This is a genomic window from Actinoplanes sp. CA-252034, assembly GCF_050956125.1.
Classification (GTDB): domain Bacteria; phylum Actinomycetota; class Actinomycetes; order Mycobacteriales; family Micromonosporaceae; genus Actinoplanes.
In genome coordinates, this window is sequence record NZ_CP191846.1 from 6990927 (window position 1) to 7014701 (window position 23775).

At 68.2% G+C, this 23775-nt stretch carries 16 protein-coding genes and 1 pseudogene; 8 read left to right on the top strand and 9 right to left on the bottom strand.

Features of this window, described 5'->3' with window-relative positions; genetic code table 11:
- A pseudogene (locus ACQPZW_RS31920) lies at positions 1-986 on the bottom strand (agmatinase family protein).
- Between the two features lie 689 nt (positions 987-1675).
- Between ACQPZW_RS31920 and ACQPZW_RS31925 the strand changes: the two are divergent.
- On the top strand, positions 1676-4438 hold the full coding sequence (locus ACQPZW_RS31925; protein ID WP_433789730.1) for a helix-turn-helix transcriptional regulator: 2763 nt from the start codon (positions 1676-1678) through the stop codon (positions 4436-4438).
- A 5-nt stretch (positions 4439-4443) separates the two neighbouring features.
- On the opposite strand, the gene ACQPZW_RS31930 is transcribed toward ACQPZW_RS31925, so the two are convergent.
- On the bottom strand, positions 4444-5271 hold the full coding sequence (locus tag ACQPZW_RS31930; RefSeq protein ID WP_433789731.1) for a metallophosphoesterase family protein: 828 nt from the start codon (positions 5269-5271) through the stop codon (positions 4444-4446).
- 138 nt (positions 5272-5409) lie between these two features.
- Between ACQPZW_RS31930 and ACQPZW_RS31935 the strand changes: the two genes are divergently transcribed.
- From ACQPZW_RS31935 to ACQPZW_RS31960, 6 genes are read left to right on the top strand one after another with little or no spacing between them, the layout of a single operon-like run.
- A complete protein-coding gene (locus ACQPZW_RS31935) occupies positions 5410-6255 on the top strand; it encodes an ABC transporter ATP-binding protein (protein WP_433789732.1) in 846 nt (281 codons plus the stop codon).
- Positions 6252-7073 carry an ABC transporter permease gene (locus ACQPZW_RS31940; protein ID WP_433789733.1) on the top strand — a complete coding sequence of 274 codons (822 nt, stop codon included), beginning with the start codon at positions 6252-6254 and terminating at the stop codon, positions 7071-7073. The genes ACQPZW_RS31935 and ACQPZW_RS31940 overlap by 4 nt, the downstream gene beginning before the upstream one ends.
- Entirely contained in the window at positions 7070-8221 is a 1152-nt protein-coding gene (locus tag ACQPZW_RS31945; RefSeq protein ID WP_433789734.1) for a sensor histidine kinase, read from the top strand. Before ACQPZW_RS31940 ends, ACQPZW_RS31945 begins: the two co-directional genes overlap by 4 nt.
- Before the next feature lie 56 nt (positions 8222-8277).
- Positions 8278-8841 carry a response regulator gene (locus tag ACQPZW_RS31950; protein ID WP_433797673.1) on the top strand — a complete coding sequence of 188 codons (564 nt, stop codon included), beginning with the start codon at positions 8278-8280 and terminating at the stop codon, positions 8839-8841.
- A 49-nt stretch (positions 8842-8890) separates the two neighbouring features.
- Complete coding sequence (locus tag ACQPZW_RS31955; RefSeq protein WP_433789735.1) at positions 8891-10288, top strand: acyl-CoA carboxylase subunit beta; 1398 nt, start codon at positions 8891-8893, stop codon at positions 10286-10288.
- Positions 10289-10303: 15 nt separating this feature from the next.
- Positions 10304-10492 carry a hypothetical protein gene (locus tag ACQPZW_RS31960; RefSeq protein ID WP_433789736.1) on the top strand — a complete coding sequence of 63 codons (189 nt, stop codon included), beginning with the start codon at positions 10304-10306 and terminating at the stop codon, positions 10490-10492.
- A 511-nt stretch (positions 10493-11003) separates the two neighbouring features.
- On the opposite strand, the gene ACQPZW_RS31965 is transcribed toward ACQPZW_RS31960, so the two are convergent.
- The 4 genes from ACQPZW_RS31965 to ACQPZW_RS31980 form a co-directional block, all read right to left on the bottom strand.
- Entirely contained in the window at positions 11004-11372 is a 369-nt protein-coding gene (locus tag ACQPZW_RS31965; RefSeq protein ID WP_433789737.1) for a hypothetical protein, read from the bottom strand.
- Positions 11351-12544, bottom strand: coding sequence for a substrate-binding domain-containing protein (locus ACQPZW_RS31970; RefSeq protein WP_433789738.1), 1194 nt, complete (start codon positions 12542-12544; stop codon positions 11351-11353). Before ACQPZW_RS31970 ends, ACQPZW_RS31965 begins: the two co-directional genes overlap by 22 nt.
- A gap of 613 nt (positions 12545-13157) precedes the next feature.
- Positions 13158-14252, bottom strand: a complete 1095-nt coding sequence (locus ACQPZW_RS31975) for an IS630 family transposase (protein ID WP_433797674.1) — start codon at positions 14250-14252, stop codon at positions 13158-13160.
- 23 nt (positions 14253-14275) lie between these two features.
- Entirely contained in the window at positions 14276-14923 is a 648-nt protein-coding gene (locus ACQPZW_RS31980; RefSeq protein ID WP_433789739.1) for a hypothetical protein, read from the bottom strand.
- A 494-nt stretch (positions 14924-15417) separates the two neighbouring features.
- Between ACQPZW_RS31980 and ACQPZW_RS31985 the strand changes: the two genes are divergently transcribed.
- Positions 15418-16581 carry an ISAs1 family transposase gene (locus ACQPZW_RS31985; RefSeq protein ID WP_433788678.1) on the top strand — a complete coding sequence of 388 codons (1164 nt, stop codon included), beginning with the start codon at positions 15418-15420 and terminating at the stop codon, positions 16579-16581.
- Between the two features lie 2389 nt (positions 16582-18970).
- Here the strand turns inward: ACQPZW_RS31985 and ACQPZW_RS31990 are convergent.
- From ACQPZW_RS31990 to ACQPZW_RS32000, 3 genes are all read right to left on the bottom strand, one after another.
- The gene (locus tag ACQPZW_RS31990; RefSeq protein WP_433789740.1) at positions 18971-20494 is read right to left on the bottom strand and encodes a recombinase family protein; all 1524 of its coding nucleotides are present in this window, start codon (positions 20492-20494) and stop codon (positions 18971-18973) included.
- 122 nt (positions 20495-20616) lie between these two features.
- Positions 20617-21687, bottom strand: a complete 1071-nt coding sequence (locus ACQPZW_RS31995; protein WP_433789741.1) for a site-specific integrase — start codon at positions 21685-21687, stop codon at positions 20617-20619.
- 926 nt (positions 21688-22613) lie between these two features.
- Positions 22614-23744, bottom strand: coding sequence for a hypothetical protein (locus tag ACQPZW_RS32000; RefSeq protein ID WP_433789742.1), 1131 nt, complete (start codon positions 23742-23744; stop codon positions 22614-22616).
- Positions 23745-23775: the final 31 nt, after the last annotated feature.

Consider the following 23775-nt stretch of genomic DNA (forward strand, 5'->3'; position numbering starts at 1 on the left):
TCAGGTCAGCGGGAACTTGAGCTGGCCGGAGGCGATCGGGTTGACGTAGTCGGCGCTGGTCATCCCGGCCTTTCGCATGGCCAGGCCGGTCAGGCCCTCGAAGATGGCCCGGCGCGCGTTCATCGTGGTGGTGTATCCGGGGTCCAGGTGCGGCGCGATCTCGACGACGTCGATGCCGATCACATTGGTCTCGGCGCAGATCCGGCGGAAGGCCGGGAACAGCTCGCGCGGGGTGAGCCCGCCGGGTTCGGGGGTGCCGGTGCCGGGGCGTAGGCCGGGTCGAGCACGTCGATGTCGAGGGAGAGATAGACGAACTCAGGCCCGTCCAGGATCTCCTCGATGACCTGATCGAGCACGGCGGTGAAGCCCCGCCGTTCGATCTCGACCATGAAATGGGTACGCAGTCCCTGCCGCCGCATCCAGTTGAACAGCTGGTCGTCGGGGCCGGTGGGGGTGCGCAGGCCGACCTGGACGAAGTTCTTGCCGGGGATCCGGTTCTCCTCGATGAGCCGCCAGATCGGGGTGCCGTGGGTGATTCGGTGGCCGAAGATGTGCTCGTGGCAGTCGGGGTGGGCGTCGAAGTGGACGACGCCGATCTTGTCCGGGCCGTACAGCTCGGCCAGGGCGCCGACGCTGGCGATCATCAGGGAGTGGTCGCCGCCGAGGATGACCGGGACGGCGCCGACGTCGGCGACCTCGCGCACGGTCGCCGCGATCGACGGCAGTGACTTCTCGACACTGAAGATGTCGACCGCGGCGTCGCCGTAGTCGACCACCTTGAGGGTGTTGAACGGACTGACCCGGGTGCTGGCGCTGACCATCAGCTCGGGGGTGTTGAACAGGTAGCGTTCGTCGGAACGCATCGCCCGGGGGCCGTAGGCGGCGCCGCGGTGCCCGGAGGAGGAGTCCAGCGGCACCCCGAGAACGGCGACGTCGACGCCGCCGGCGCGCAGGTCCTCCTGGTCGAGGCAGATCGGGGTGCCCATGAAGGTGGGGATCCCGGAGTAGGCGGCCTGGAGGAAGTTTCGCCGCAGGTCGATCGGGCCGGGCTCGCGGGCCGGCGCCTGCGATCGATCGACCGGAATCTGCCAGGCCTCGGCCGCGCCGCTCTCCGTCACGCTGTCGTCCTCATCCCGAATAGGTCGGATGGCAATTCTTCCAAGCCGGGCGGACGTTACGAGGCGGCGAATACGGGGCCAACCCCAGGACTCCCCCTACCGGCCTCCACTATGGACTTGAAGGATCGTCGCGTCCTGTTCTTCACGTGGCCTGTTTCAGCCGGCATCCACATCGCATTCACCTACGTGAAAGCCTTGGTTAAGCGGTTCATCTCCCATTACTGGTTCCGGTCGGACACAAGTGAAGCGATAGACACTCAAACACAGACGCCGCAGGTCAAGGGTCGTTTCAACACCGCCACGCAACGGTAAGTTGTCCTAATTATGCCCGGATGCACGAAGACTGCGTCTGCGCGTGACCTCAGTGCTTCATTGCTTGCGTCCGCTTTACAGTGACATACTGTCGCCGCCGATCATGGCGGCTCATGGCATTTCCATAGTCGATATGAATCACACGTCCGGAGCCCGACGATGTGCTCGTGAGATTCGTATCACCCTCATTTTAATCGGATTACAGCGCCCAGGAAAACGGGCGGTTACCTCGGGGGAAGCCAGTCATGGTGTTTGTCGAACGGCAAGATCAGGTTGCCGGTTTCGCGACCACGATGGCGGCGTGCCAGGCCGGCCACGGCCGCTTGGTGGCCATCACCGGGCCGATGGCCAGCGGCAAGAGCACGCTGCTCGGCGAGTTCGTCCAGCGCGCCGCCGCGGCGGGCTTCGTCACCATGCAGGCCATCGGAACCCGGGCCGAGCGGGCCCTGCCGCTGAGCGTGATCAACCAGCTCTGCCACGAGCTCCCGGTCCCCGAGGCCGACCGGATCCTGCTGGTCCGCGAAGCCCACCGGATCGCGGTCCGGCACGCCGGCGGCACCCTGGTCCCCGGTCAGGGCCTGCCCACCATGCTGCACAACGTGTCCGCGGCCCTGCTGGCCACCAGCCGCGAAGTGCCGGTGCTGATCGCCGTCGACGACCTGCATCACGTCGACCCGCTGTCGCTGCACTGCCTGGTCTACCTGGCCCGCCGCATCCGTACCGCCCGGATCCTGATGGTCGTCACCAGCGGCGAGCTCGTCGAGCCGGCAGAACCGCACCTGCACGCCGAGCTGCTCGAGTCTGCCGCCCACGACCACACGCTGCCCCGGCTGTCGCGCGACGGCATCGGTGAGATGCTGGCCGCCACCCTGGGCGCCCCGCCCGCCGACGCGATGGTCGACGCCTGCGCCAGCGCCACCGGCGGCAACCCGCTGCTGGCCCGGACCCTGATGACCGACCTGCGTGAGTCCGGCGCCCCCGCCCTGGACCGCGACGGCCAGGTCCGGCCCGGCCGCGCCTACACCTCCGCCGTCCGCCGCTACGTCGACCGGTGCGACCCGCAGATCCAGCTGGTCCTGGCCGCCGCCGCGGTCCTCGGTGAACGCCCGCCGGCCGGCGCGCTGACCGTGGCCCGGCTGGCCGACGTGGACACCGCCGCCACCCGCCGGGCGCTGCGCGGCCTGGAGCGCGCCGGCCTGCTCGTCGACGGCTGCCAGCTGCGCCCGCACGCCCGGCAGGCGGTCCTCGACCACCTCGCCCCAGCCACGCTGACCGACCTGCACCTGCGGGCCGCCCGGCTGCTGCACGAGGAGGGCTCCACGCCGCTGCCGGTCGCCGAGCACCTGCTCGCCGCCGGTCACGCGCCGCACTGGGCCGGACCGCTGCTGGTCGAGGCCGCCGACCGGCTGTTCACCGGGGGCGACGCCGACCGGGGCCTGACCCTGCTGCGCCTGGCCCACGACAGCACCACCGACACCCGCGAGCGGGCCGCCCTCAAGGTCGCGCTGATGCAGGCCGAGTGGCGTACCGACCCGGCCACCGCCGGGCACCGGCTCGGGCAGCTGGCCGCCGCCGCCCAGGACGGCCGGCTCACCGTCGAGGCCCGCGTGACCGTGGCGCACTGTCTGCTGTGGCTGGGCAACACGGCCGAGGCGATTCAGGTCATCGACGGCCTGCCCGGCCCGGACGCCACCGCCGACATCCGCTTCCTCACGGTGTGGGCCCGCTACCTGTACCCGGGGCTGCTCCCCGACGAGCCGGACGGGCCACTCGTCACCCGGCGCAGCCCGGAGAGCATGGTCAGCACCCGCCACGCGATCGCGCACGCCCTGGAGACGGTGCTGATCAAAGGCCCGAACACGGCTGCCGTGACCGCCGCCGAGCAGTCACTGCCCCGGGCCCAGCTCGGCCCCGGCACCCCGGCCGCGCTGGCCGCCGCGCTGGCCGTGCTGGTCTACGCCGACCACCTGGAGACCGCCACCCTCTGGACCGACCGGCTGATCGCCCAGGCCAGCGAGCTCGGCGCCCCGTCCTGGCAGGCCATGCTCTTCGGCGTCCGCGCCGACATCGCGCTGCGCGCCGGCCACCTCGCCGACGCCCAGCGCTACGCCGAGGCCGCCCTCGGGCAGATGTCCCCGGCGAGCTGGGGACCGGCCATCGCTGTGCCGCTCAGCGCGCTGATCATGGCCGCCCTCGGCCGCGGCGACCTGGAGGCCGCCCGCCGGCAGCTCGACCAGCCGGTGCCCGACGCGATGTTCCGCACCGTGTGGGGACTGTCCTACCTGCAGGCCCGCGGCCATTACTACCTGGCCACCGGCCGTCCCGCCGCCGCCCTCGACGACTTCACCACCTGCGGTGACCTGATGGCCCGCTGGAACCTCGACCTGCCCGCCATCGTCCCCTGGCGGGTCCTCACCGCCGACGCCCACCTGGCCCTGGAGCAGCCGGAACGCGCCCGCACCCTGGCCGAGAGCCAGCTCACCCAGCTCGGCGCCGAACCCAGCCGCACCAAGGCCGCCGCCCTACGGGTGCTCGCCGCCACGGTCGCCCCGGTGCAGCGCCCGGCCCTGCTACGTGACGCGACCACCATGTTCCGCGGTTGCGGCGACCGGCTCGGCCTGGCCCAAGCGCTGGCCGACCTGAGCCGCGCCCAGCGTGCGCTCGGCGACTTCCAGCGCGCCCGGCTGACCGTGCGCAAGGCCTACGACGTGGCCGGCGAATGCCAGGCCGACGCCCTGCGCAAGGTGCTGCTGCCGGACGTCGACGACAACGCCCTGGCCGTCGCCGACGCGGGCGACACCGAGGCGTTCCACTCCCTCAGCGACGCCGAGCGCCGGGTCGCCGCGCTGGCCGCGCAGGGCAGCACCAACCGGCAGATCGCCACCAAGCTGTACGTCACGGTGAGCACCGTCGAGCAGCACCTAACCAAGGTCTACCGCAAACTCAACGTCACCCGCCGAGCCGACCTGCTGATCAAGTTCGGTGCGCTGATCGGCGATCCGGCATGAACCGCTCAGCCGAGGATCCGGCGCAGGCGCCCCGGCGGGGTGCCGCGCCGCCGCCACTCCCGCGGATAACCGACCGACACCTCCTCGAAGCGCACCCCGTCGTAGTACGTGGTCCGCGGAATGTGCAGGTGGCCGTACACCGATGCCGCCGCCCGGAACCGGACGTGCCAGTCGGCGGTCAGCTCGGTGCCGCACCACTGGGCGAACTCGGGAAACCGCAGGATCCGGGTCGGCTCCCGCACCATCGGCCAGTGGTTGATCAGCACCGTCGGCAGGCCGGCCGGGATCGCGTCGAGCCGCTTCCGGGTCTGCTCCACCCGCGCCCAGCACCACTGCTCCCGGCTCGGATACGGGTCCGGGTACAGCAGGATCTCGTCGGTGCAGACCACGCCGGTCTCGTACGCGTACGCCAGTGCCTGCTCCTTGGTGGTGTGCCCCGGCATCCGGAACGAGTAGTCGTAGAGCAGGAACAGCGGCGCCACCACGGCCGGCCCATCGGCACCGTCCCACACCGGATACTCGTCCTCCGGGGTGGCCACACCGAGCTCCCGGCAGGCCTCGACCAGCCGCCGGTAGCGCGCCTCGCCGCGCTCGGTCACCGGATCCTCCCGCGGCGTCCACAGCTCGTGGTTGCCCGGCGACCAGACCACCTTGGCGAACCGGCCGGCCAGCAGTCGCAAGGCCCACACCACATCGGCGAACATCTCCCCCACGTCACCGGCGACGATCAGCCAGTCACCGTCGTCCTCCGGGCGCAGGCTCTCGACGATCTCACGATTCTCCTGGTACGCGATGTGCAGGTCACTGATCGCGAACAGCGTCGGTGCGGGCATTCGACCACGCTAACCAGCGCGGCGCGGGTCGTCGTACCCCTAGCCGACCCCCACCGGCCGCGATGTCCATCACTCGATGGACACCTGTCGGTGGATCGGCCGTCGCGGCCGGACGCCGCCGCCACCGATGCTGACACCGTGACAGAAGCGGTACGAGTACGCGGCCTGGGCAAGAGCTACCCGGGCATGAGAGCCGTCGACGGTGTCGACCTGGACATCACCGAAGGGGAGATCTTCGCGCTGCTGGGGCCCAACGGCGCCGGCAAGACGACCACGGTGGAGATCCTCGAGGGTTTCCGCAGACGCGACGCCGGCGAGGTGCTGGTCCTCGGCCAGGACCCGCAACGCGCCCCACGGCGCTGGCGCTACGACATCGGCCTGGTCCTGCAGAACGCCTCGGACATGGCCGACATGACCGTCGCCGAGACGGTCCGGCACTTCGCCCGTTACTACCCCGACCCGCGGACGGTCGACGAGGTCCTCGACCTCACTGGGCTCACCGAGAAGGCCGGCAAGAAGGTACGCACCCTCTCCGGCGGCCAGCGCCGGCGCGTCGACGTGGCGATCGGTGTGGTCGGCCGTCCCCGCCTGCTGTTCCTCGACGAGCCGACGACCGGTTTCGACCCGGCCGCCCGCCGCCAGTTCTGGGCGCTCGTCCGGACCCTGTCCGCCCAGGACGGCACCACGATCCTGCTCACCACCCACTACCTGGACGAGGTGGAGGCCCTCGCCGACCGGGTCGCGGTGCTCACCGCCGGCCGCATCAAGGCCGTCGGCACCCCCCGCGACCTCGGCGGCCGCGACAGCGCCGAAGCCACGGTCGGCTGGATCGAGGCCGGCGAACACCGGCACACCAGCACGCCGAAACCCACCGTCGTGGTGGCCGGACTGGCCGACCGGATGGGCGGCGAGATCCCCGGCCTGACCGTCACCCGCCCGTCCCTGGAAGACGTCTACCTGGACCTGATCGGAAGCCGGCGATGACCACCATGCCCCTGCGCGATCCGTCGGCGTGGGAGCTGTGCGCCGCCCGCTCCGGCGTCGAACTGCGCCAGTTCTTCCGCGAGCGCACCGCGGTTGTCTTCACCTTCGCGCTGCCGGTGGTGCTGCTCACCCTGCTCGGCTCCATCTTCGACAAACAGCTCGCGGCCGGCGGCGTACCGGCCAGCCAAATGCTCGCCGCCGGCATGATCGCCGCCGGCATCGGCTCGACGTGCTTCGTCAACCTCGCCACCAGCATCGTCAGCGACCGCGAGGACGGCACCCTCAAACGGCTGCGCGGCGTGCCGATGCCACCGATCGCCTACTTCGCCGGCAAGGTCGTGCTGGTCCTGGTCACCACCGTCGTCGAGGTGCTGCTGGTCCTCGCCGTCGGCGCCGCCTTCTACGACCTGCCGCTACCCGCCGACCCGGCCCGATGGCTCACCTTCACCTGGGTCTTCCTGCTCGGCGTGACCGGTTGCGCGCTGCTGGGCACCGCGATGAGCAGCGTCCCCCGATCGGTCCGCGCCGCGGCACCGATCGTCAACCTTCCGTTCCTCGTCCTGCAGTTCGTCTCCGGTATCTTCATCGTCCCGATCACCGTGCTGCCGGAGTCGTTGCAGCAGGTCGGCGCACTGTTCCCGCTGAAGTGGATGGCGCAGGGCTTCCGTTCGGTGTTCCTGCCGGAGGGGGCCGCCGCCACCGAGGCCGCCGGCGCCTGGGAGCACGGCCGGATCGCGCTGGTCCTGGCCGCCTGGTGCCTCGGAGGTCTGATCCTGTGCCTGACGACGTTCCGCTGGCAGGGCAGGAAGGACGGTTGAGTCGCGGCCCCGAGGAGTGGCTGCGCTGGCAGCCACTCTGGGACGCCTACTTCGTCGTGGTCGCCGTGGCCACCGCCGCCGGCGTGACCATCGACCGCGACGCCGCCTACCCTCACCGGGTCATCGCAGTCGCGGTTCTCGTCACTCTGACGACAGCCCATCTGGGGTACGGACGACGCCTGATCCGCCACGCCCGAGGCACCCGGCGGGCACTGCTCTACCAGGTCACGGTCGTGGTGCTGTTCGCGACGGCCGTCATCTCCGTACCCCGAAGCGCTTTTCTGGTCTTCGCTCTCTGCGCCCCGGCGTTCATGACGGCCGGCCCGATCGCCGGCGCCGTGATCGTGCTCGCTCTGCACCTGGTCTGCCTGTGGGCGACCGCCCCCGACACGCTGCTCGGCGCCGCCGGCATCATCGCCGCGTCACTGTCGGTCGTGCTCGGCATCTGGATCAGCCAGGTCATTCGGCAGAGCACCGAACGCGGCGAGCTGATCGCCGAACTCGAAGCAACCCGCGCCGAACTCGCCCGGGTCTCCTACGAGGCCGGCCGCGCCGCCGAACGCGAACAGGTCGCCGACGCCGTCCATGACACCATCGCCCAGGGCCTCTCCAGCACCATCATGCTGCTGCAGGCAGCCCTCGGCGCCCTCGACGACGACCCGGTCCGTGCCCACCGCCACTTGGAGCTGGCGGCCGGCACCGCGCGGGACAACCTGGCCGATGCGCGGGCTCTGATCACCGCCCGACCGCTGCCGGAGGCAACCGCCGGGTCCCTCTCCGACGCACTCGTCCGCGAGGTCGACCGGCTCCGCGAGCTCACCGGCATCGACGCGACCCTGCACGTCGAAGGGGACACCGGACCGGCCGGCCGAGCCGTCGACGTGGAGCTGCTGCGACTGGCCCAGGAGGCGCTGACCAACGTCCGCAAGCACGCCGCTGCACGCCGCGTCACGGTGCTGCTGGCCCACGATCCCGGCCGCATCCGGTTGGAGGTCAACGACGACGGCCGCGGATTCGCCGCCGACACCACCCCGGCCGGGCACGGCCTGCCGCTGATGCGCCGCCGTCTGCGCGAGGCCGGAGGCACCCTGCACATCGACTCGGTGCCCGGCGCCGGCACCCACATCCGAATCGAGGTTCCCACGTGACCATCCGACTGCTGCTGGTCGACGACCACACGGTGATCCGCGCCGGCATCCGCGCGATGCTGCACGACGACCACGACCTGGACATCGTCGGCGAGGCGGCCACCGGCAACGCCGCCGTGCAGGCTGCCTACGAGCTGAAGCCGGACGTCGTGCTGATGGACCTGCGCATGCCCGACGGCGACGGCGTGAGCGCCACCGCGGAGATCCGGGCCGGCCTACCGGGTACCCAGGTGGTGATCCTGACGACGTACGAGACCGACGGCGACATCCTGCGCGCCGTCGAGGCGGGCGCCGTCGGCTACCTGCTCAAGGACACACCCCCCGGCGACCTCGCGCAGGCGGTCAGGGCGGCGGCACGCGGCGAGACCGTGCTGTCCCCGTCGGTCACCGGCCGGCTGCTGGACCGGGCCCGCCGGCCCCGCACCGAGATCCTGTCGCACCGCGAGATCGACGTGCTACGCCTGATCGCCCGCGGCCAAACGAACGCCGACATCGCCCGGGAGCTGCTCATCGCCGAGGCGACCGTCAAGACGTACGTCGTGCGCATCTTCGCCAAACTCGGCGTCGCCGACCGTACCGCCGCCGTGATGGCCGCGGTCCAGTCCGGCATCCTGGAATAGGGGTGCCCTACGGGTGTCGCGAGCCGCCGCCGGGGTGCAGGTTGACATCATGCAGGATCCTCGAGCCCCGATCGCCCGGCTCAGCGCGCTGCTCGACCCCGGTGACATTGTTCTGCTGCACCCGGCCGACGACAGCGGCGTGGTCGCGGTCAGCGGATCGATCAACGGCATTGCGGTGTACGCGTACTGCACCGACGCCACCCGCATCGGCGGCGCCCTCGGAGCGGCCGGCTGCGCCCACATCGTCACCGCCATCGAGACAGCCCTGCGCGACGGCCGCCCGGTCCTCGGGATCTGGCACTCAGGTGGCGCCCGGCTCGCCGACGGCGTCGAGTCGATGGACGGCGTGGCCCGGATGTTCGCCGCCATGACAGCCGCATCCGGCCGGATCCCGCAACTGTCGGTGATCGTCGGCCCGGCAGCGGGCGCGGCCTCCTACGGCCCGGCGCTGACCGACCTGGTGGTCATGGCCGACACCGGGCGCATGCTGATCACCGGCCCCGACGTGATCCGCAGCGTCACCGGCGAACAGGTCGACCTCACCACCCTCGCCGGGCCCGCCGTGCACGGCCGCAAGTCCGGGGTGGCGCACGTGGTCGCCGCATCCGAGGCCGAGGCGTACGAGACCGCCCGCCATCTGACCACCCTGCTGACCGACCGCGCCGCCTTCGACCCGTCCCTGGTCGACGAGCCGACCGACCTGCGCACGCTGCTGCCCGCCTCGGCACGCCGCGCCTATGACGTACGCCCCCTGGTCCGGGCGCTGGTCGACGACCGGCCCGGCGGCGGCACCAGCCTGATCGAGATCCAGCCCGGCTGGGCCCGCAACCTGCTCGTCGGCCTGGCCCGTTTCGCCGGCCGCAGCGTCGGTGTGCTCGCCAACAACCCGCTGCGCAAAGGCGGCTGCCTCGACTCGCTCAGCGCGGAGAAGGGCGCACGCTTCGTACGGATGTGTGACGCCCACGGCATCCCGCTGCTCGTGATCGTCGACGTGCCCGGCTATCTGCCCGGCGTGGCCCAGGAATGGGACGGCGTGATCCGGCGGGGCGCGAAACTGCTGCACGCGTTCGCCGAGGCCGCCGTTCCGAGGGTCACGCTGGTGACCCGCAAGGCGTACGGCGGTGCCTACATCGCGATGAACTCACGCGGACTCGGCGCCACTGCGGTCTACGCCTGGCCGGAAGCGGAGGTCGCGGTGATGGGCGCGGAGGCGGCGGTCGCGGTGCTGCACCGCAAGCGACTCGCTGCGACGCCCGCCGACGAGGTCGAAGCTCTTCGGGCCGAACTGATCGACGACCAGCGACGGACCGCCGGAAGCCTCGACCGGGCGGTGACCCTCGGTGTGGTCGATGCTGTCATCGAGCCCGCCGACAGCCGCCGTTGGCTGGCGAAGGCCCTGGCCGAGGCCGCTCCGCGGCACGGTGCTCACGGCAACATCCCGCTCTGACACGTCACCGTCGCCGTGCAGGACCAGCCCCAACTCCGTGGCGAAGTGCCGGGTGGATCGCAAAGTCGCGACAGCGGCGTCGTGACGTTCTCCCGGCCGGGTGGGACGGGCCTGCGTGAGGCTACGATGCAGGGCCTGAAGTTCGGCGAGGTGGGCATCGAGCAGTTCTATTACGTCGGCGTGCATGGGGAAGCCCTCAAGTGACGTGCGCGGAATACGGCTACTTCCGGTTGTTCATGGCGTCGTCCCTGGCTGCCTGGCTCCTCTCGACAGACAACCACCATCACGCAGGGCATGCGAATCAAGCACTACCTGCAACGCTGCGAGCCTAGGGCAGTCAGATGAACGACTCGGCGTATACCGGGTCATGTCGATGGTCGCGACCGCTCGGCGAAACCGCACCATCTGCCGCTTAAATGCGCAAAAGGGTAATACTCGGCCACGAGAAGTGGCCGGGAGATGGCCGTCACCTGACCAGAGGTTGACTATGATCAGGCCGGCGATCTGGCCATGCACCCAGAACTGCAGTGCCGGCAACACGACAACGATTACAGAAAGTAACGTCGGCCCTCGCGCTCGTCTGAAAGACCACAGCGGCAGTTCCCGTGCCGGCGCAGAAGATACCGGCACCCTGCGACGATCGAACCCGGGTCCGGCCGCCGGAACACGTCGATCGTGACGCTGCTCGACCGGCGGGCGCGATCAGGCTCGTCCGTCATTCCCGTGGCGTGGTGCACAGCGGCTCGGGTGTGCCGTCACCGCGCACGCACGGCGCGTCCTGCTGTGCCGCGATCATCGAGCGGGCCTCGGCGCCCACCAGATAGTTGGCGAAGGAGCGCGTCAACGGGTCGGCCTTGTCCAAGTCGCCGTAGCTGTAGAGGTACTCCACGGTCCAGAACGGATAGCCGGCTCGGATGTCGTCGATCGTGGCGGCCCGTCCAGCGAGCCGGACCTGCTTCACCCCGGGAGTCAGCAGCGCGTTGGGCGTGTCCACGTATCCCACCGCGCCCGCCCGGGACCGCACCTTGACCAGGACGTCGCTGGTGGTGGTCTGCTCGCAGATCACCGGCTGCGAGCGCAGCACCCCCCCTCACGCAGCACATCGCAGGAGTCGCTGGTGGCACCGGCCTGCCGGTCCTTTAGGACATACGTCTCCAGCGCCCGCCGGCTGCCCGACCGGTCGTCACGGGCCACCACCCGGATCGGCGCCGCGTCCGCCGCCGCGTCGACGTCCTGCCAGCCGGCGACCTCACCCCGGAAGATGCGGCGCAGCGCGTCAACGGACAGGTCGGTGACAGCGACACCGTTGTTCACGACCACGCTGTACGGCACGACCGCCAGACCACGGCTGGGTACCAGATCGGCGAACCCGATGAACTTTCCGTCAGCCAGCGCAAGCCGCCGGGGCCGCTGCTCGGGAGCGGCGTTCTGCAGATGATCCAGGCCCTCGAAGCTGCCCGCCGCCACCACGGTGATCTTCGCATCGTCGCAGTAGGACATGTACTGCCCGGCCAGATGCGCCGCGATCCCGGCGAACGCGCTGGAGCCCTCCACGATCAGCTCACCCGAAGCACACACCGGCGCACTGGCCGACGTGCCCGCTCTCCTCGGCGAACTGGCGAACAGCAGGGTCGCCACCAGGGCACCGGCCAGCAAGGTGCTCACCGCGGCACCGGCGATGGTGGTCCGCCGGGTCCGTGGCGTATCCGCCGCGGTGACCAGCCCACCCTCGGACAGCCGGCCGATCGCCTTCGCCGGCGGGTTCGGCCCTGCACCCTCGTTGGAGAGCAGGACGACGACCTTGTACTCCTCGTTCGGGTTCAGATCCACCCGCGGCAGTTCCAGGGTCGTGCTGCCGAGTTGCCACTGGAAGTCCTTGAACTCCTTGCCCAGCGCTTCCGTTTTTTCCTCCGTGAAACCCGCGGCGATGGTCCGGCGGCCCGGGAAATCCAGTTCCAGAGTCTTGTAGTCGTGCCGAGAGATAGCCGTACGGCCGACGTTCTTGACCCGCGCCACCACCAGAGCCGGATCCGCGATATGGGCGTTCTCCCGATCCATGACCCGCGCGACGAGCCGGGCGTAGGCGGGGCTGAATCCCAGCGGCGAGTTGAACCGCACCCGAAACGACAACACCCGCTTACGCCGGGCCTGGAACTGATTGAACGCCGTCAGTCCGAGCGCCAGCACCAGGGCGGCGACCAGACTGCCCACCCCCTGCTGAGCACTGAGCCAGTCCACCAGAACCGACACCGCCACCGGTCCCCTTCCTCACCTGCCACGTCCCCCGGAGACGACGAGGACCGGCAGTTGGTCATCGAGGGGCCCACACCGTCAGTCCATCGATGTTTCTCGCCGAACTTGACCCGCAGGAGTGCGCCAAGTGAACAGGCGATCACGCCTTGACGATGTGCCTGGCCCCAAGTCGCGTCCGGATTCGTGAGGAAACGCTCACCTCGGCTGACGGGGCATCCGGCGGCCAACTGACACCGATCTCTACGTGGACGTCCAGATTTCTACACGCTGCACGCAGCCCCCGGACCGACAGATTCGCTGACACCATGAAATACCGCGCCGGTGGCTCGTGTCATTGAGAGCAGATGACCGGGCGGATCTAAATCGAGCGGGGGACCAGTTCTCGCTCCATCAGCAAGGGCACGAAGCCCCGGATCCCCGCATGAACAGCGGTCTATACCGCGCAAACGACGGCGCACGCGACCTTGTCACCTCGTTGCACATCAGCCCCCTGCGGGCCTTGGGGCAGCAGTGGGGTGGAGAGCTGGTAGCCGCCGGCTTTGACGACATGGGGGTCGATGGCTTCGGGTGCAGCTGCGGCGTCCGCGGCGGCTAGTGCATCGTGATGCTGATCGATTTACTTTGAGTTTTTCGCGACGAGTTTCTTGATGTTGCGTTGGGTGAGGCGGACTTTCGCGAGGATCTCGTCGGCGGTCGCGGTCCAGGTGAAGGGTCGCGGGTTGCTGTTCCAGGAGGCGATGTAGGCGCGGATGGTGCGGACGAGGATCTGCACCGAGGCGAAGGTGCCGCGGCGGATGGCCTGGCGGGTGATGATGCCGAACCAAGTCTCGATCTGGTTCAGCCAGCTCGAACCGGTCGGGGTGAAGTGGAAGTGGACGTTCGGGTTCGCGTCCAGCCAGGCCGTCACCTCGGGTGTGGTGTGGGTGGACAGGTTGTCCAGCACGACATGGACCTCGCGGCCGGCGTGCGGGGCGACGGCCTTCTTCAGGAAGGTCAGGAACGCGGCGCTGTTCCTGCTCGGCACGCAGTCGCCGATCACTTCGCCGGTGTTCACGTTCAGGGCGGCGAACAGGTTGGTGGTGCCGTGCCGGACGTAGTCGTGGGTGCGCTGCTCGGACCGGTCGAACTCGATCGGTAACAGCGGCTGGGTGCGGTCCAGGGCTTGGATCTGGGTCTTCTCATCCAGGCTGAGCACGACCGCCCCGCCCGGCGGGTCCAGATACAAGCCGACGATGTCGGCGACCTTGTCCGCGAACGCGGGGTCCCTGCTGAGTTTGAAGGTGCCTTGCTTCTGCGGTTTCAGGCCGTGTTCGCGCCACAGGTTCGCCACCCAGTGATACGAGACGCTCGTCCCGCACGTGCGGGTGACGTAGTCGGCCATCGTCCGGGTCGACCAGTGCGACAACCCGGTCTCCGCCGGCGGTGTCGCCCGGGTCAGCGCGAGGACCCGCGACCGGACATCCGCGCTGACCTGCTCACGAGGCCCGCCAGGCTTCGCGGCCAGAAGCCCGGACGCACCGTCGGCGGCGTACCGGCCGAGCCACAGATCCACCGTCGGCCGTGACACCCCCGCCAGCACGGCGATGTCCTTCTTCAGCCGACCCTCGGCATGCCACAACACGATCCGTGCCCGCGTCCCGACCGCCGCCGACACCTCTGAACTCGTCGTCAGCGCACGCAGCTCAGCAGTCTGGCCAGCCGTCAACGCCACCCCGACAGCCAACCACACCATCATCACGTAAAGGCAACAGAATCACGATGCACTAGTTCGTAATATCGAATGGTCTCATCGCCTAAGGCCACGGGATCCAGGCCCTCGACCCGTTTGAGGTATTGCAGGACGGCGACAGTGGAACGAAGCTGATCGAATAGGAAGTCCCAGTCGCGCCGCAGTAGCACGGTGGCGTGTTCGCGGGGCACGTAGTCAGGCACTCCAGGATGATCGATGACGACCACTGAGAGCCAGGTTTTGCCAGCGGGTCTGATCTCGATGCCCCGGTCGCGTTCGTTGATCAGTGTAATAGCGGGCTTGGTGCCGAGCTTGCGGATGGTTCCGACCGCTTGGCGTGCGGCCTTGACGATACGGGAGTCGAGCCAGGATCGTTCACGCTGAAGGTTCTGACCGCGCTCGGTGCGCGCCTTCACCTGAACCACGGCGGCCAAATCGCCGGCCATGAGGATCGCGTCGCCGAGTTCCCTGACACCGGACCCGCTGGCTTGCTGGATTGAGCGGAAAACGAAGTCGGGTAGGCCCCACGTCGCGGCTGCTTGCCGGGTGGCGTCTTCAGCGGCGGGCCCGACCTCGACGTCCGTGGACAGCGCGCGGGCGGGTTGAATTCGCCGGGCGAGTATGCCGTCGTCGGTTTCAATGAGCAGTGTCAAGTCGCCGTTATGATGACGTTCAGCTCGAGGCGAGTCCACGACGAATTATTATCGTTGCCAACTGGTGACACCGACCGGCGGAGGCTCGACTGGCCTTCCGGGTAGGTTGATGCCGCATCCGCTGTACCGGCTCTATGCCGACAGTGCTCTCGCTGAGCTGCAGGTGCCGCGCCAAATCAGAAGAGCCTTCGTCTCCGCGTTACTCTTTGGAGAGTTGGGTATCGCCTTGGCTGCCTGCGACGCGAACCTGGATGCATTTCGGTCCAGACGCATATAGTTCGCTCATTCGGTCTCCTCAGCGCCACCAGCAGGCAAAAGGCGAGGCAGGGATTGACCGTGGGGGTTCAAGTCCCAGGGCCCCGGCAAAGTCGTGGTGGTGTCCGACTTGAGTGGACTGGGGTAGAAGCGCCGCTGTTCGGTGCAGCAAGACGGGCATGACCGATTCAGAAGATCATCAAGGTTCCTACGCCACGATGATCTATCCGAAGTGAGTCATGCCCGCACTGCCATCATCTCTGATCTCCTCTTTGTCCTGTACACCGGCTCTGACCGTGCCCGAAACCGCTGGCGGGCTGGTGGCAGCGCTGGCCGAGCTGCCCGATCCGCGGGCCCGGCGAGGGGTCCGGCATCAGCTGACGGTGGTGGTTGTCGCAGCGGTCTGCGCGGTGATCGCCGGCTGCCGTTCCTACACCGCGATCGCCGAGTGGGTCGCCGACGTGCCGGCCACGACCGCTCTCACCTTGGGCATCACCCCTGGCCGGCGCCCATCCGAAGCAATGATCCGCCGGCTTTTGCAGGCCCTCGACGCGCAGCTGCTGACCACCGCGATCACTGTCTGGCTCGCAGGCCGGGCCGAGACCCCGGCGAGTCGGCAGGCCATCGCGGTCGATGGCAAGACACTGCGCGGATCCCGCACCGGCGACAGCACCGCCCGACACGTCCTGGCCGCTTGCGATCAGAACGCCGGTATCGTCCTGGCCAGCACTGATGTCGACGGCAAGACCAATGAAATCACCCGATTCGGTCCGCTGCTCGACCAGATCGGCGACCTACGCGACACCGTGATCACCGCTGACGCCATGCACTGCCAGCGCGAACACGTCGACTACCTCGCCGAACGCGGCGCCCACTGGATCCTGACCGTCAAAGGAAACCAGCCTCACCTGCACAAACAACTCTCAAGACTGCCGTGGAGACAGGTCCCGCAAGCTGCCCGCCAGGATGACCGCGGCCACGGCCGCCGAGAGATCCGCACCTTGAAGATCCTGACCGTCGCGGCCGGCATCGACTTCCCGCACGCCGCCCAGGCCCTGCAGATCCGCCGCCGCAGACGCCGTCTCGACCAGCCCCGACGCTTCACCACCGAAACCGTCTACGCCATCACCGACCTACTCCTTCACCAGGCCAAGCCGGCCCAGCTGGCTGACTGGATCCGCGGTCACTGGACCATCGAGAACAAGATCCACTGGGTTCGCGACGTCACCTACGACGAAGATCGCAGCCAAATCCGCACCGGCACCGGACCACACGTCATGGCAGCCCTCCGCGACGCCGCCATCAGCGCGCTACGAGCGGCCGGAACCACCAACATCGCCGCCGCCAACCGGCACCACGCCCGCGACAGCAGCCGCCCACTGGCACTTCTCGGCCTCATTTAGGACTTTGCCGGGGCCCTGGTTCAAGTCCCCCCTCGGACACGTTAACCCACAAATGCGATCATCACTCTGCGTGAGCAGCAAGGCGATTGGTCGGCCGCCTCGGACCTCAATCCTGTAGCTCGTCCTTAACGGATCCGGCCGCATCCCGAATCCGGATTCCTCGATACGCCTCGGCTCCATCCGAATCAACAGCCCAGGTTAAGCGGTCTGGTGGGCTCGGGCGCGAGGATGGCAGTTCGGGCAGCGGGCGACGCCGCCGCTGGCGATTTCGATCAGACGGTTGGGCCCACACGCGTCACATTGGGGGGCCAAAGTAACCGGGGCTGCAGTGACCACATCGCGGAGCTCGGCAAGGAGCTCACAGAGATCATCAACCGGAATGCCTCGAACATAGGCTCCGATACTGCGTGGACGATGCCGATCAGTGAGGAGTTTGACGACGGCTCGCGCTTCCCGGCCGGTCGCTCCGGTGACCCTGATGACGTAGTCGAGGGTCGGACGTCGGGGTTGATCGATGACGGCCACGGGCTCGGACGGATAAGGCGGACGTGCAGCTCCGGCAGAGGGGCCCTCATGTCCGTCTGCCGGAGGTACATGTCCAGCAGGCGCTCTCGGATGTCCTCCTTCATCCGATGGAGGACCTGCAACTCCACCATGCTGAGCTGGTGGTATTGCTGGTGAGAGATCTGCGGGTCCGCCTGACGCCGGCGATCGCGTCGACATAGTCGTGGTGGCGATGCACGTCCCACACTCGCATCCTGGATCAGCCGGCATCGGGGGCAGTCGCCATCGGGGAACCCGCCCGGGGGTGGCGTACAGCGGTTCCCCTCGCCGGTCCGTACCGATCGGCACCCGTACGTTGATTCCGTTCTTGGTAAGCCGGGTGATGGCATGCCGCAGGCCCCGGGAGTCCACCCTGGCACGGCGGCACAGCGTGTCGGTGCTGATCTCCCGGATCTCCCCCACGGTGCGAGAGTTCTCCGCGATGGCCACCAGAATCAGCACCTCGGTCGCGGTAAGACCTTTGGGCGCGTGGTCCAGGACCTCCACAACGAGCTGATACATGTACGACCGTTCTCCCCGGATGGTGTTGCTTGGTCCCGAGCCGGCCTCGGGCAGGACAGTACGGCTGGCAGGCGTGACAGATAGGTGGGCGTGCTCGCGCGGCGCCCGACGCCACGGGCGTGTCCGGTTTTGCACGAATGCCGCGCCACGATTTTGTCGCCTCGTTGCCCGCCGTGCATGGGCTTGCCGATGAGCTTGTATTTGCGGCGCTTCGTCGGCTGACTTCGCGCGCCGGCGCTCAGGCGACGCGCTGCCGCCGTATCTCCGGACAGGGCCGCAGCACCACGGTGCCTTCACCATCGAGGGCGGGCAGGGCGCTCACCACTCAGCGTGCACAGCTTGATACAGGATCCGCGCCACCAGCCACGCATCACTGCCGGCGCCCGGGTGGGTAACGACAAAGCATGCCCGAGCCGGGTCAGCGCGCTCATCAACATGGTCAGCGTCTGATTCATTCTTCCCCATCAAAAGCTCGACTCAGAAGGCGCTCGATGGCCCCTCGGATGATCGGTCGTCAGGTGCCTTCTGAGCTTCGACAAGATGGCGCATCAACGGAAGTTGTCTGCGGTTGTCTCCGGTAGTCCGGTTGGTGTCTCTTGCACCAGCGGTACACCGGACGCCCATTGGTGCAGCCCGTTCTTCCGAACTCTCCCCTGGGCCGGCGCCAGCAAGGTAACCGCGACCACAGACCCCCGGCTCTCTGGTGCGGACAGCACCTGACGCCCGACCGAATTGACCCTCAGTAGGCCGCCCGGCGTGAACACACACCCACCTTCGACCCGGCCCGACGGGGGGACCGGAACGCTGCTGCCGTTCGGGCCATAATGCGTCAGCCCGATCGGGGGCACCAGCTACCTGAAGGCTGGCAGCACGATCCACATTGCCGTAAACGCCTACTACGACGGCGGCGACGCCCGGCCAAGACTGCGAAGATCTCCGCAACCACTGTCTCGCTCTTACCGCTGCCGACCTCCAATGCCGCAACGGTCAAGAGGCAAGTCCCAAACGCAACTCGTCGTCCGTCACACCGACAGGAACAGCGTGCCACCGACTCCCTGCATGGCTGTCCGAGATTCGGCCCGGGCCCATGGCTGCCTCACAGCCTCTGCCGTTACACGCCTGCTGACTCGCGATCGACCTCCCGCCCCGAGTTGCCATCCGATCGCAGATGGCAGTCAAACCCGCTGACTCGACTCGGATCAAGCACCTCGCCGCCAAACGCCCACACCGAAGGTAATGACAGTCGACACGAGATACTGATCCGACGCCCTCGAAGACGACGGGCCAGTCCGATCAAGCAGCCCCGGCAAACGTGCACTCACGCTCACCACGCCGGCTGAGCATCCATCAGAGAGCTCCGCTGATCCGGGACCACCCCCGCACGACTCGCCCCACTTTCAGACGGCGGCCGCGCTCGCGTCTGGCAGCCGGGGCCTCCCGACTCATCGGTGCTCAGATCGAGAGTCACACTGACCGGTGTACAGACGATGACGATGTTCCGCCGGCGAAGACACGCAGCGAAGACCCCCGGCGGAAACGAACTCACGTCACGACGTTCCAAGTTCGCGAATGCGATCGTCGTCTTCTCCAACAGCACGTCCTCTCGCACGTACAGAATCTTGGGCCTGCCGGGTTCGGCCGCGCTCCCGCTGTTGTGGCCGTGCCGGCATCGGTAGCGAGCCAACCCTTTCGACCAGTGGCCCTCCGCGCGCCGGCCACACAACCCGCAGATCACCAGGCCGGTCAGAACGTACCGGCGCTCAATCCCATCAGCTGGCTTCAGCAACGCGGACACCCGCTGCACCTGGAGGAAGTCGGTCTCACTGACCAACGGCGGGTGCGTCACCTTCCTCGAGAAGATCCATTCGTCAGCCGGATTCCACCGCCGGGTCGGCTTCCGGCCGGGCGAACGGCCCCCGTGAGCGCCGAGAGTCGTGTCATGGTGATCGGTGCGCTGCCGGTTCCACACCTCACGACCGGTATAACGGGGATTCGCCAAGATCGCCGCCACCGTACGCACCGTCCACTCCCGGCCACTGCGGTGCGGGTTCCGCGCCCGGTCATGCGCCGACGGCGGCACCACGCCGGCCGCGTTCAACGTCCTGGCAATCCCGGGCGTACTCTCCCCGCCGAGCCGCAGGTCGAAGATCCAGCGCACGTGCGGGGCGGTCACCGGATCCAGGTCCAGGCGATGCAGCCGCCTGCCCCAGCCCGCGTGTACCGCGTTCGGATGCGGTCCCGCGTCGACGATCCGGTACCCGTACGGCGGCCGCCCGCCCAGGAACCGACCCTGCTCCCGGGTTTGCGCGGCCATAGCCGCCGACGCCCGCAACCGGGAACGCAGGATCTCGCGCTGCGACTGATGACCCAGCATCAGCATCAACGCCTGATGAACCGGGCTGTCTGCTTCCACCGGCCCACCCGCCTCCGGCAGCCACATCTGCACCCCATGCGCACCGAACACCGGCAGCAGCGCCTGCAGCTGGCCTCCGTAAAACGCGCGCTCGAACTCACCGACCACAATCGCATCGAACACCCTCGCCGCATCGGCCACCTCGGCGAGCAGCGCGCCAGCCTGTGGACGCAGATGCCAGTCCAGGCTCCGCGGACATCCGACGTCGAAGAAGTCCACGACGATCCTGCCGTGCCCAGCGATGAGCTGACTGGCGCAGTCGAACTGCCATTGATACGACGTCGCATGATCCTGGAAGTCGCCCGTCGACATCCGCCCGTAGAACGCGAACCGGATATCACCCCGGTCATGGCGGGCGTGACGACCCCGACGGCGCCGCGGTACAGCGGTGTCCGACGGTGCGACGGGATCCGGTGAAGCGGCAGGGGAATCCATCACGATCACCTCACTCAGGACGAGGTATCGATGAGAGATCTCACCAACATGCCGATGACGCACGACCGCGCAGGTTCACTCACATGAATGGTCCACCGCTCGAGCGATAGACAACGCCGTACCTACGCCCCGCCGAATCCCTGCCACAACGAATCGGACTCCATGGTGCCCGTGGCCAGCGGATGCGGCTCACTGGTCAGCCACGCCACCACCCCAGCCAACTCCGCCAGCCCGGCGATCGGCTCACCCGTGCGGCCGGTCAGAACCGCCCGGCCCGCATCGGACCCGACATAACCGCGCGCGACACCAGAACCGAATCGGCTGCTGATCCGGTCCAAGGTCGCCCTCCGCAACCAACCCGTGCTCACCTGCTGCTCAGCAACCCACGAGAGCTGCCGGCCGATCCGCCGCCACAAATGGTCATACCGCCGCGAGGTGATGCACCGACCGTCGCGATACCGCAACAAACCCGGCCCCGGACCCGGCCGCCACTGCACATGCTGCGCCAAAGCCGCCGCCAACGACGGCGACACCGGCTGCGTCCGCGCGTCCGCCGACCCCGCCCGCAACACGATCACCGACCGCTGCACGTCCAGATCGGCTGTACCGAGGCCCAGCGCCTCGCCGCGGGTGCACGCCGTCTCCAGGTGCAATCGCAGCAGCAACACATCCAGATCCGGATCTTCGCCCGTCCCCGCCACCACAGTGTTGATCTCCGTCAACTCGCCGTCAGTCAACACCCGGCCTCCGCTCGGGACCGGACGGCGAGGTTTAGCCACCTCACCCGCCGGATTACAGCCAGCAGGCACCACACCATCAGCAACCGCCCGGGAGTAGAGACACCGCAGCGCCGCAACAAGATGCTCCGCAGCGCTGCCTCCCCCACGACCGTTGCGCCGCTTCACCGCCGCCTCCCGACGCTGCCCGGCCAACTCGGACACCTCCGCCGCGGATACCTCGTCCAGACGCCGGCCACCCCACTGCTCGACCACCATGCGCCAGTACGGCTCATACGCGCGCCGTGCACCTGAACCGACCGCCGTCGTCAAGACGGGCAAATACTCAGCGAACGTCGGCGCCCCGTTACGACTCGCCCGATCGGCGGTCCGTACCTGCTCCGCTGTAACGCCGAGCCGACGCATCTCGGACTTCACCCGCTCGAGCCGATCCGGCAACGGCACTTCCTCGGTCACGATGCAGCACCCTCCCGTCTCCACTGAAATCTTGATCACCTCGGAGGCGATACACCCGTTGCCGGGCTCGAACCCACCCACAAGCTGACCCATTCCGCGACAGCCATCGTCCTACCGGCATCAGCCGCCGCGAGATCAGCAACTGCCCCGCACGCATCGGATCGCCACCCGCGACACCATCGTCGGTGGCAGACCGATCCCCGGGAAGTTGTCTTCGGTTGTCCCCGATAGTCCCGGCGCCACCTCGCTCCTATCACCCGCTGCCAGGAGCTCCCCGGCCACATGCTCCTCAACCGGTACTGCAAATCGCGAAGTCGCCCGCAGCCTCGCCACCGACGTCGACCCTGTCACCAATCGGCTCCTAAAGTCAGCCCGCGACGCCGACGACTCACCGGGACAAGCCGTTCCCTGCCCAACAACGCTCAAGCAGAAAGACCGCGGACACGGGTCGAGATCGAACTCCAACGACTGGCACCTCCGATCCGGGACAACCGCAGACAACTTCCGCCACGCCAGACGAGCACGCAACCATAGTCACTGCAAGGGACTTCGTCACCGACTGCAGCCCCTTGTCGCGCCGATCTCGGCATGATGGCCGCCACGGTTCAAGCCCGAGGCCCACAAGCGCCACTACCCGGCCGACGGGAGGGCTCATCTCGATGGCGAAGAAGACAGCAACCGAATGCTGGCAGGACTTCTGGCGAGTGATCGCCCGAGCCCACGCGGACGCATGTAGGCGTGAAGCAGCCGGATTGAACCAGAAGGACGCCGACCAGCCACAGTCACGCCGCGATTCGAGCGGTGGTGATCAACCCCCCGGATGAAGGCATCACCGCATCGCGCCGCGAGTTCGGAGCCACAGTGACCATCACATTGCTTCAACCGCCGCCCACGCCAGAAGCCGCAGGTCCTACTTTCTACACTCGTCAGTCTTCGTCGCCTGCCCCATCAGTCGGGAAGTCATGCAGCGAGCAATCCACCACTACTCCCGCAGCGAGCCGATGCGCGCCCACCGCCTTAAGTAGTTGCTCGTAGAGGTCAGGGCGTATCAAAAGGTCGGTGCCGTGAACGGCTGGTTCGAGTGGGCTGTAGCTGCCGTCGTGGACGAGAACTCCTCGCCATTGGCGGCCGACGATCGCCACACCGTTGTCATCGACCAACACGTGGCGCAGCGCCGGCGTTTCGGGCCGGAGCCCCAACAGGGCGACGACCTCGATCCGTGGAACGAGTACGTACTGTGCGAGTCCGATGCCTCGGTTCGTCGCCGGAGTGCCCGGCTGGCCCCGATAGGTGACGAGGGCAGCCAGCGGCCCCGACATCGACGCGAGAACGGCCGCGGCTCGTTCGGCGTTCAGACCAGGATCAAGCCGGTCGTGGGTCAGCGACCACAGGTTGGGTGGAGTCTGCGACAGCGGCAGACTGTTGGCGGGCAACGGCGAGTCACACGTTTCGAGTCCGGTGGCGATGATCATCGCTCGGCCGGCGGTCTCGGGGTGGCGGGTTGCCGGTGTAGCCTGCCGTTCGAACAGGGCCAGCTGAACCCATCCCTCGTATGGTGCCTCACCAGCGCGTACCGGTTCGGCGTCCGCGCCGGCGAGCTGCCGGACATCCGCCAAGCCGCCCGCGCCCGCTGGTGGCCACTGGGCATCGTCTTCGAACCACGGAATCGGGGTCAGCGACCATTCCAGAGCGCGTGCTCGCGTCCGTGGACGTGGGACCCGCGACGCTTCGCCGCGCAACGCCCACAGAGCAGTCGGCGCCAGCCAATGAGCGAGGAAACGCTCGAAGCGGCGCGGCTCCGAGACGATGCCTTCGACGGACTGGGCCGTTCGAATGCCTGCCGCACAGGCCTGCAACTCGTTCTCGGCGGCCGCTTCATCGGCAAGGTAGGCGTCCGGAATCCGCCGGGACCAGGCTGATGACCGCAGCTGATCATTCTGCTGCCGGAAGCGTTCACCGATGCTCTCGACCTGCCCGGCCAGCCTGTCGACGACCGCGTCACGAAGCCCGGGTGGCTCGTCGGCGTCGGCAAGTCGATTGTCGAGAAATCGGTCCACCAGCGCTTCTGCTTGGTGGCGCGCTGTCGGC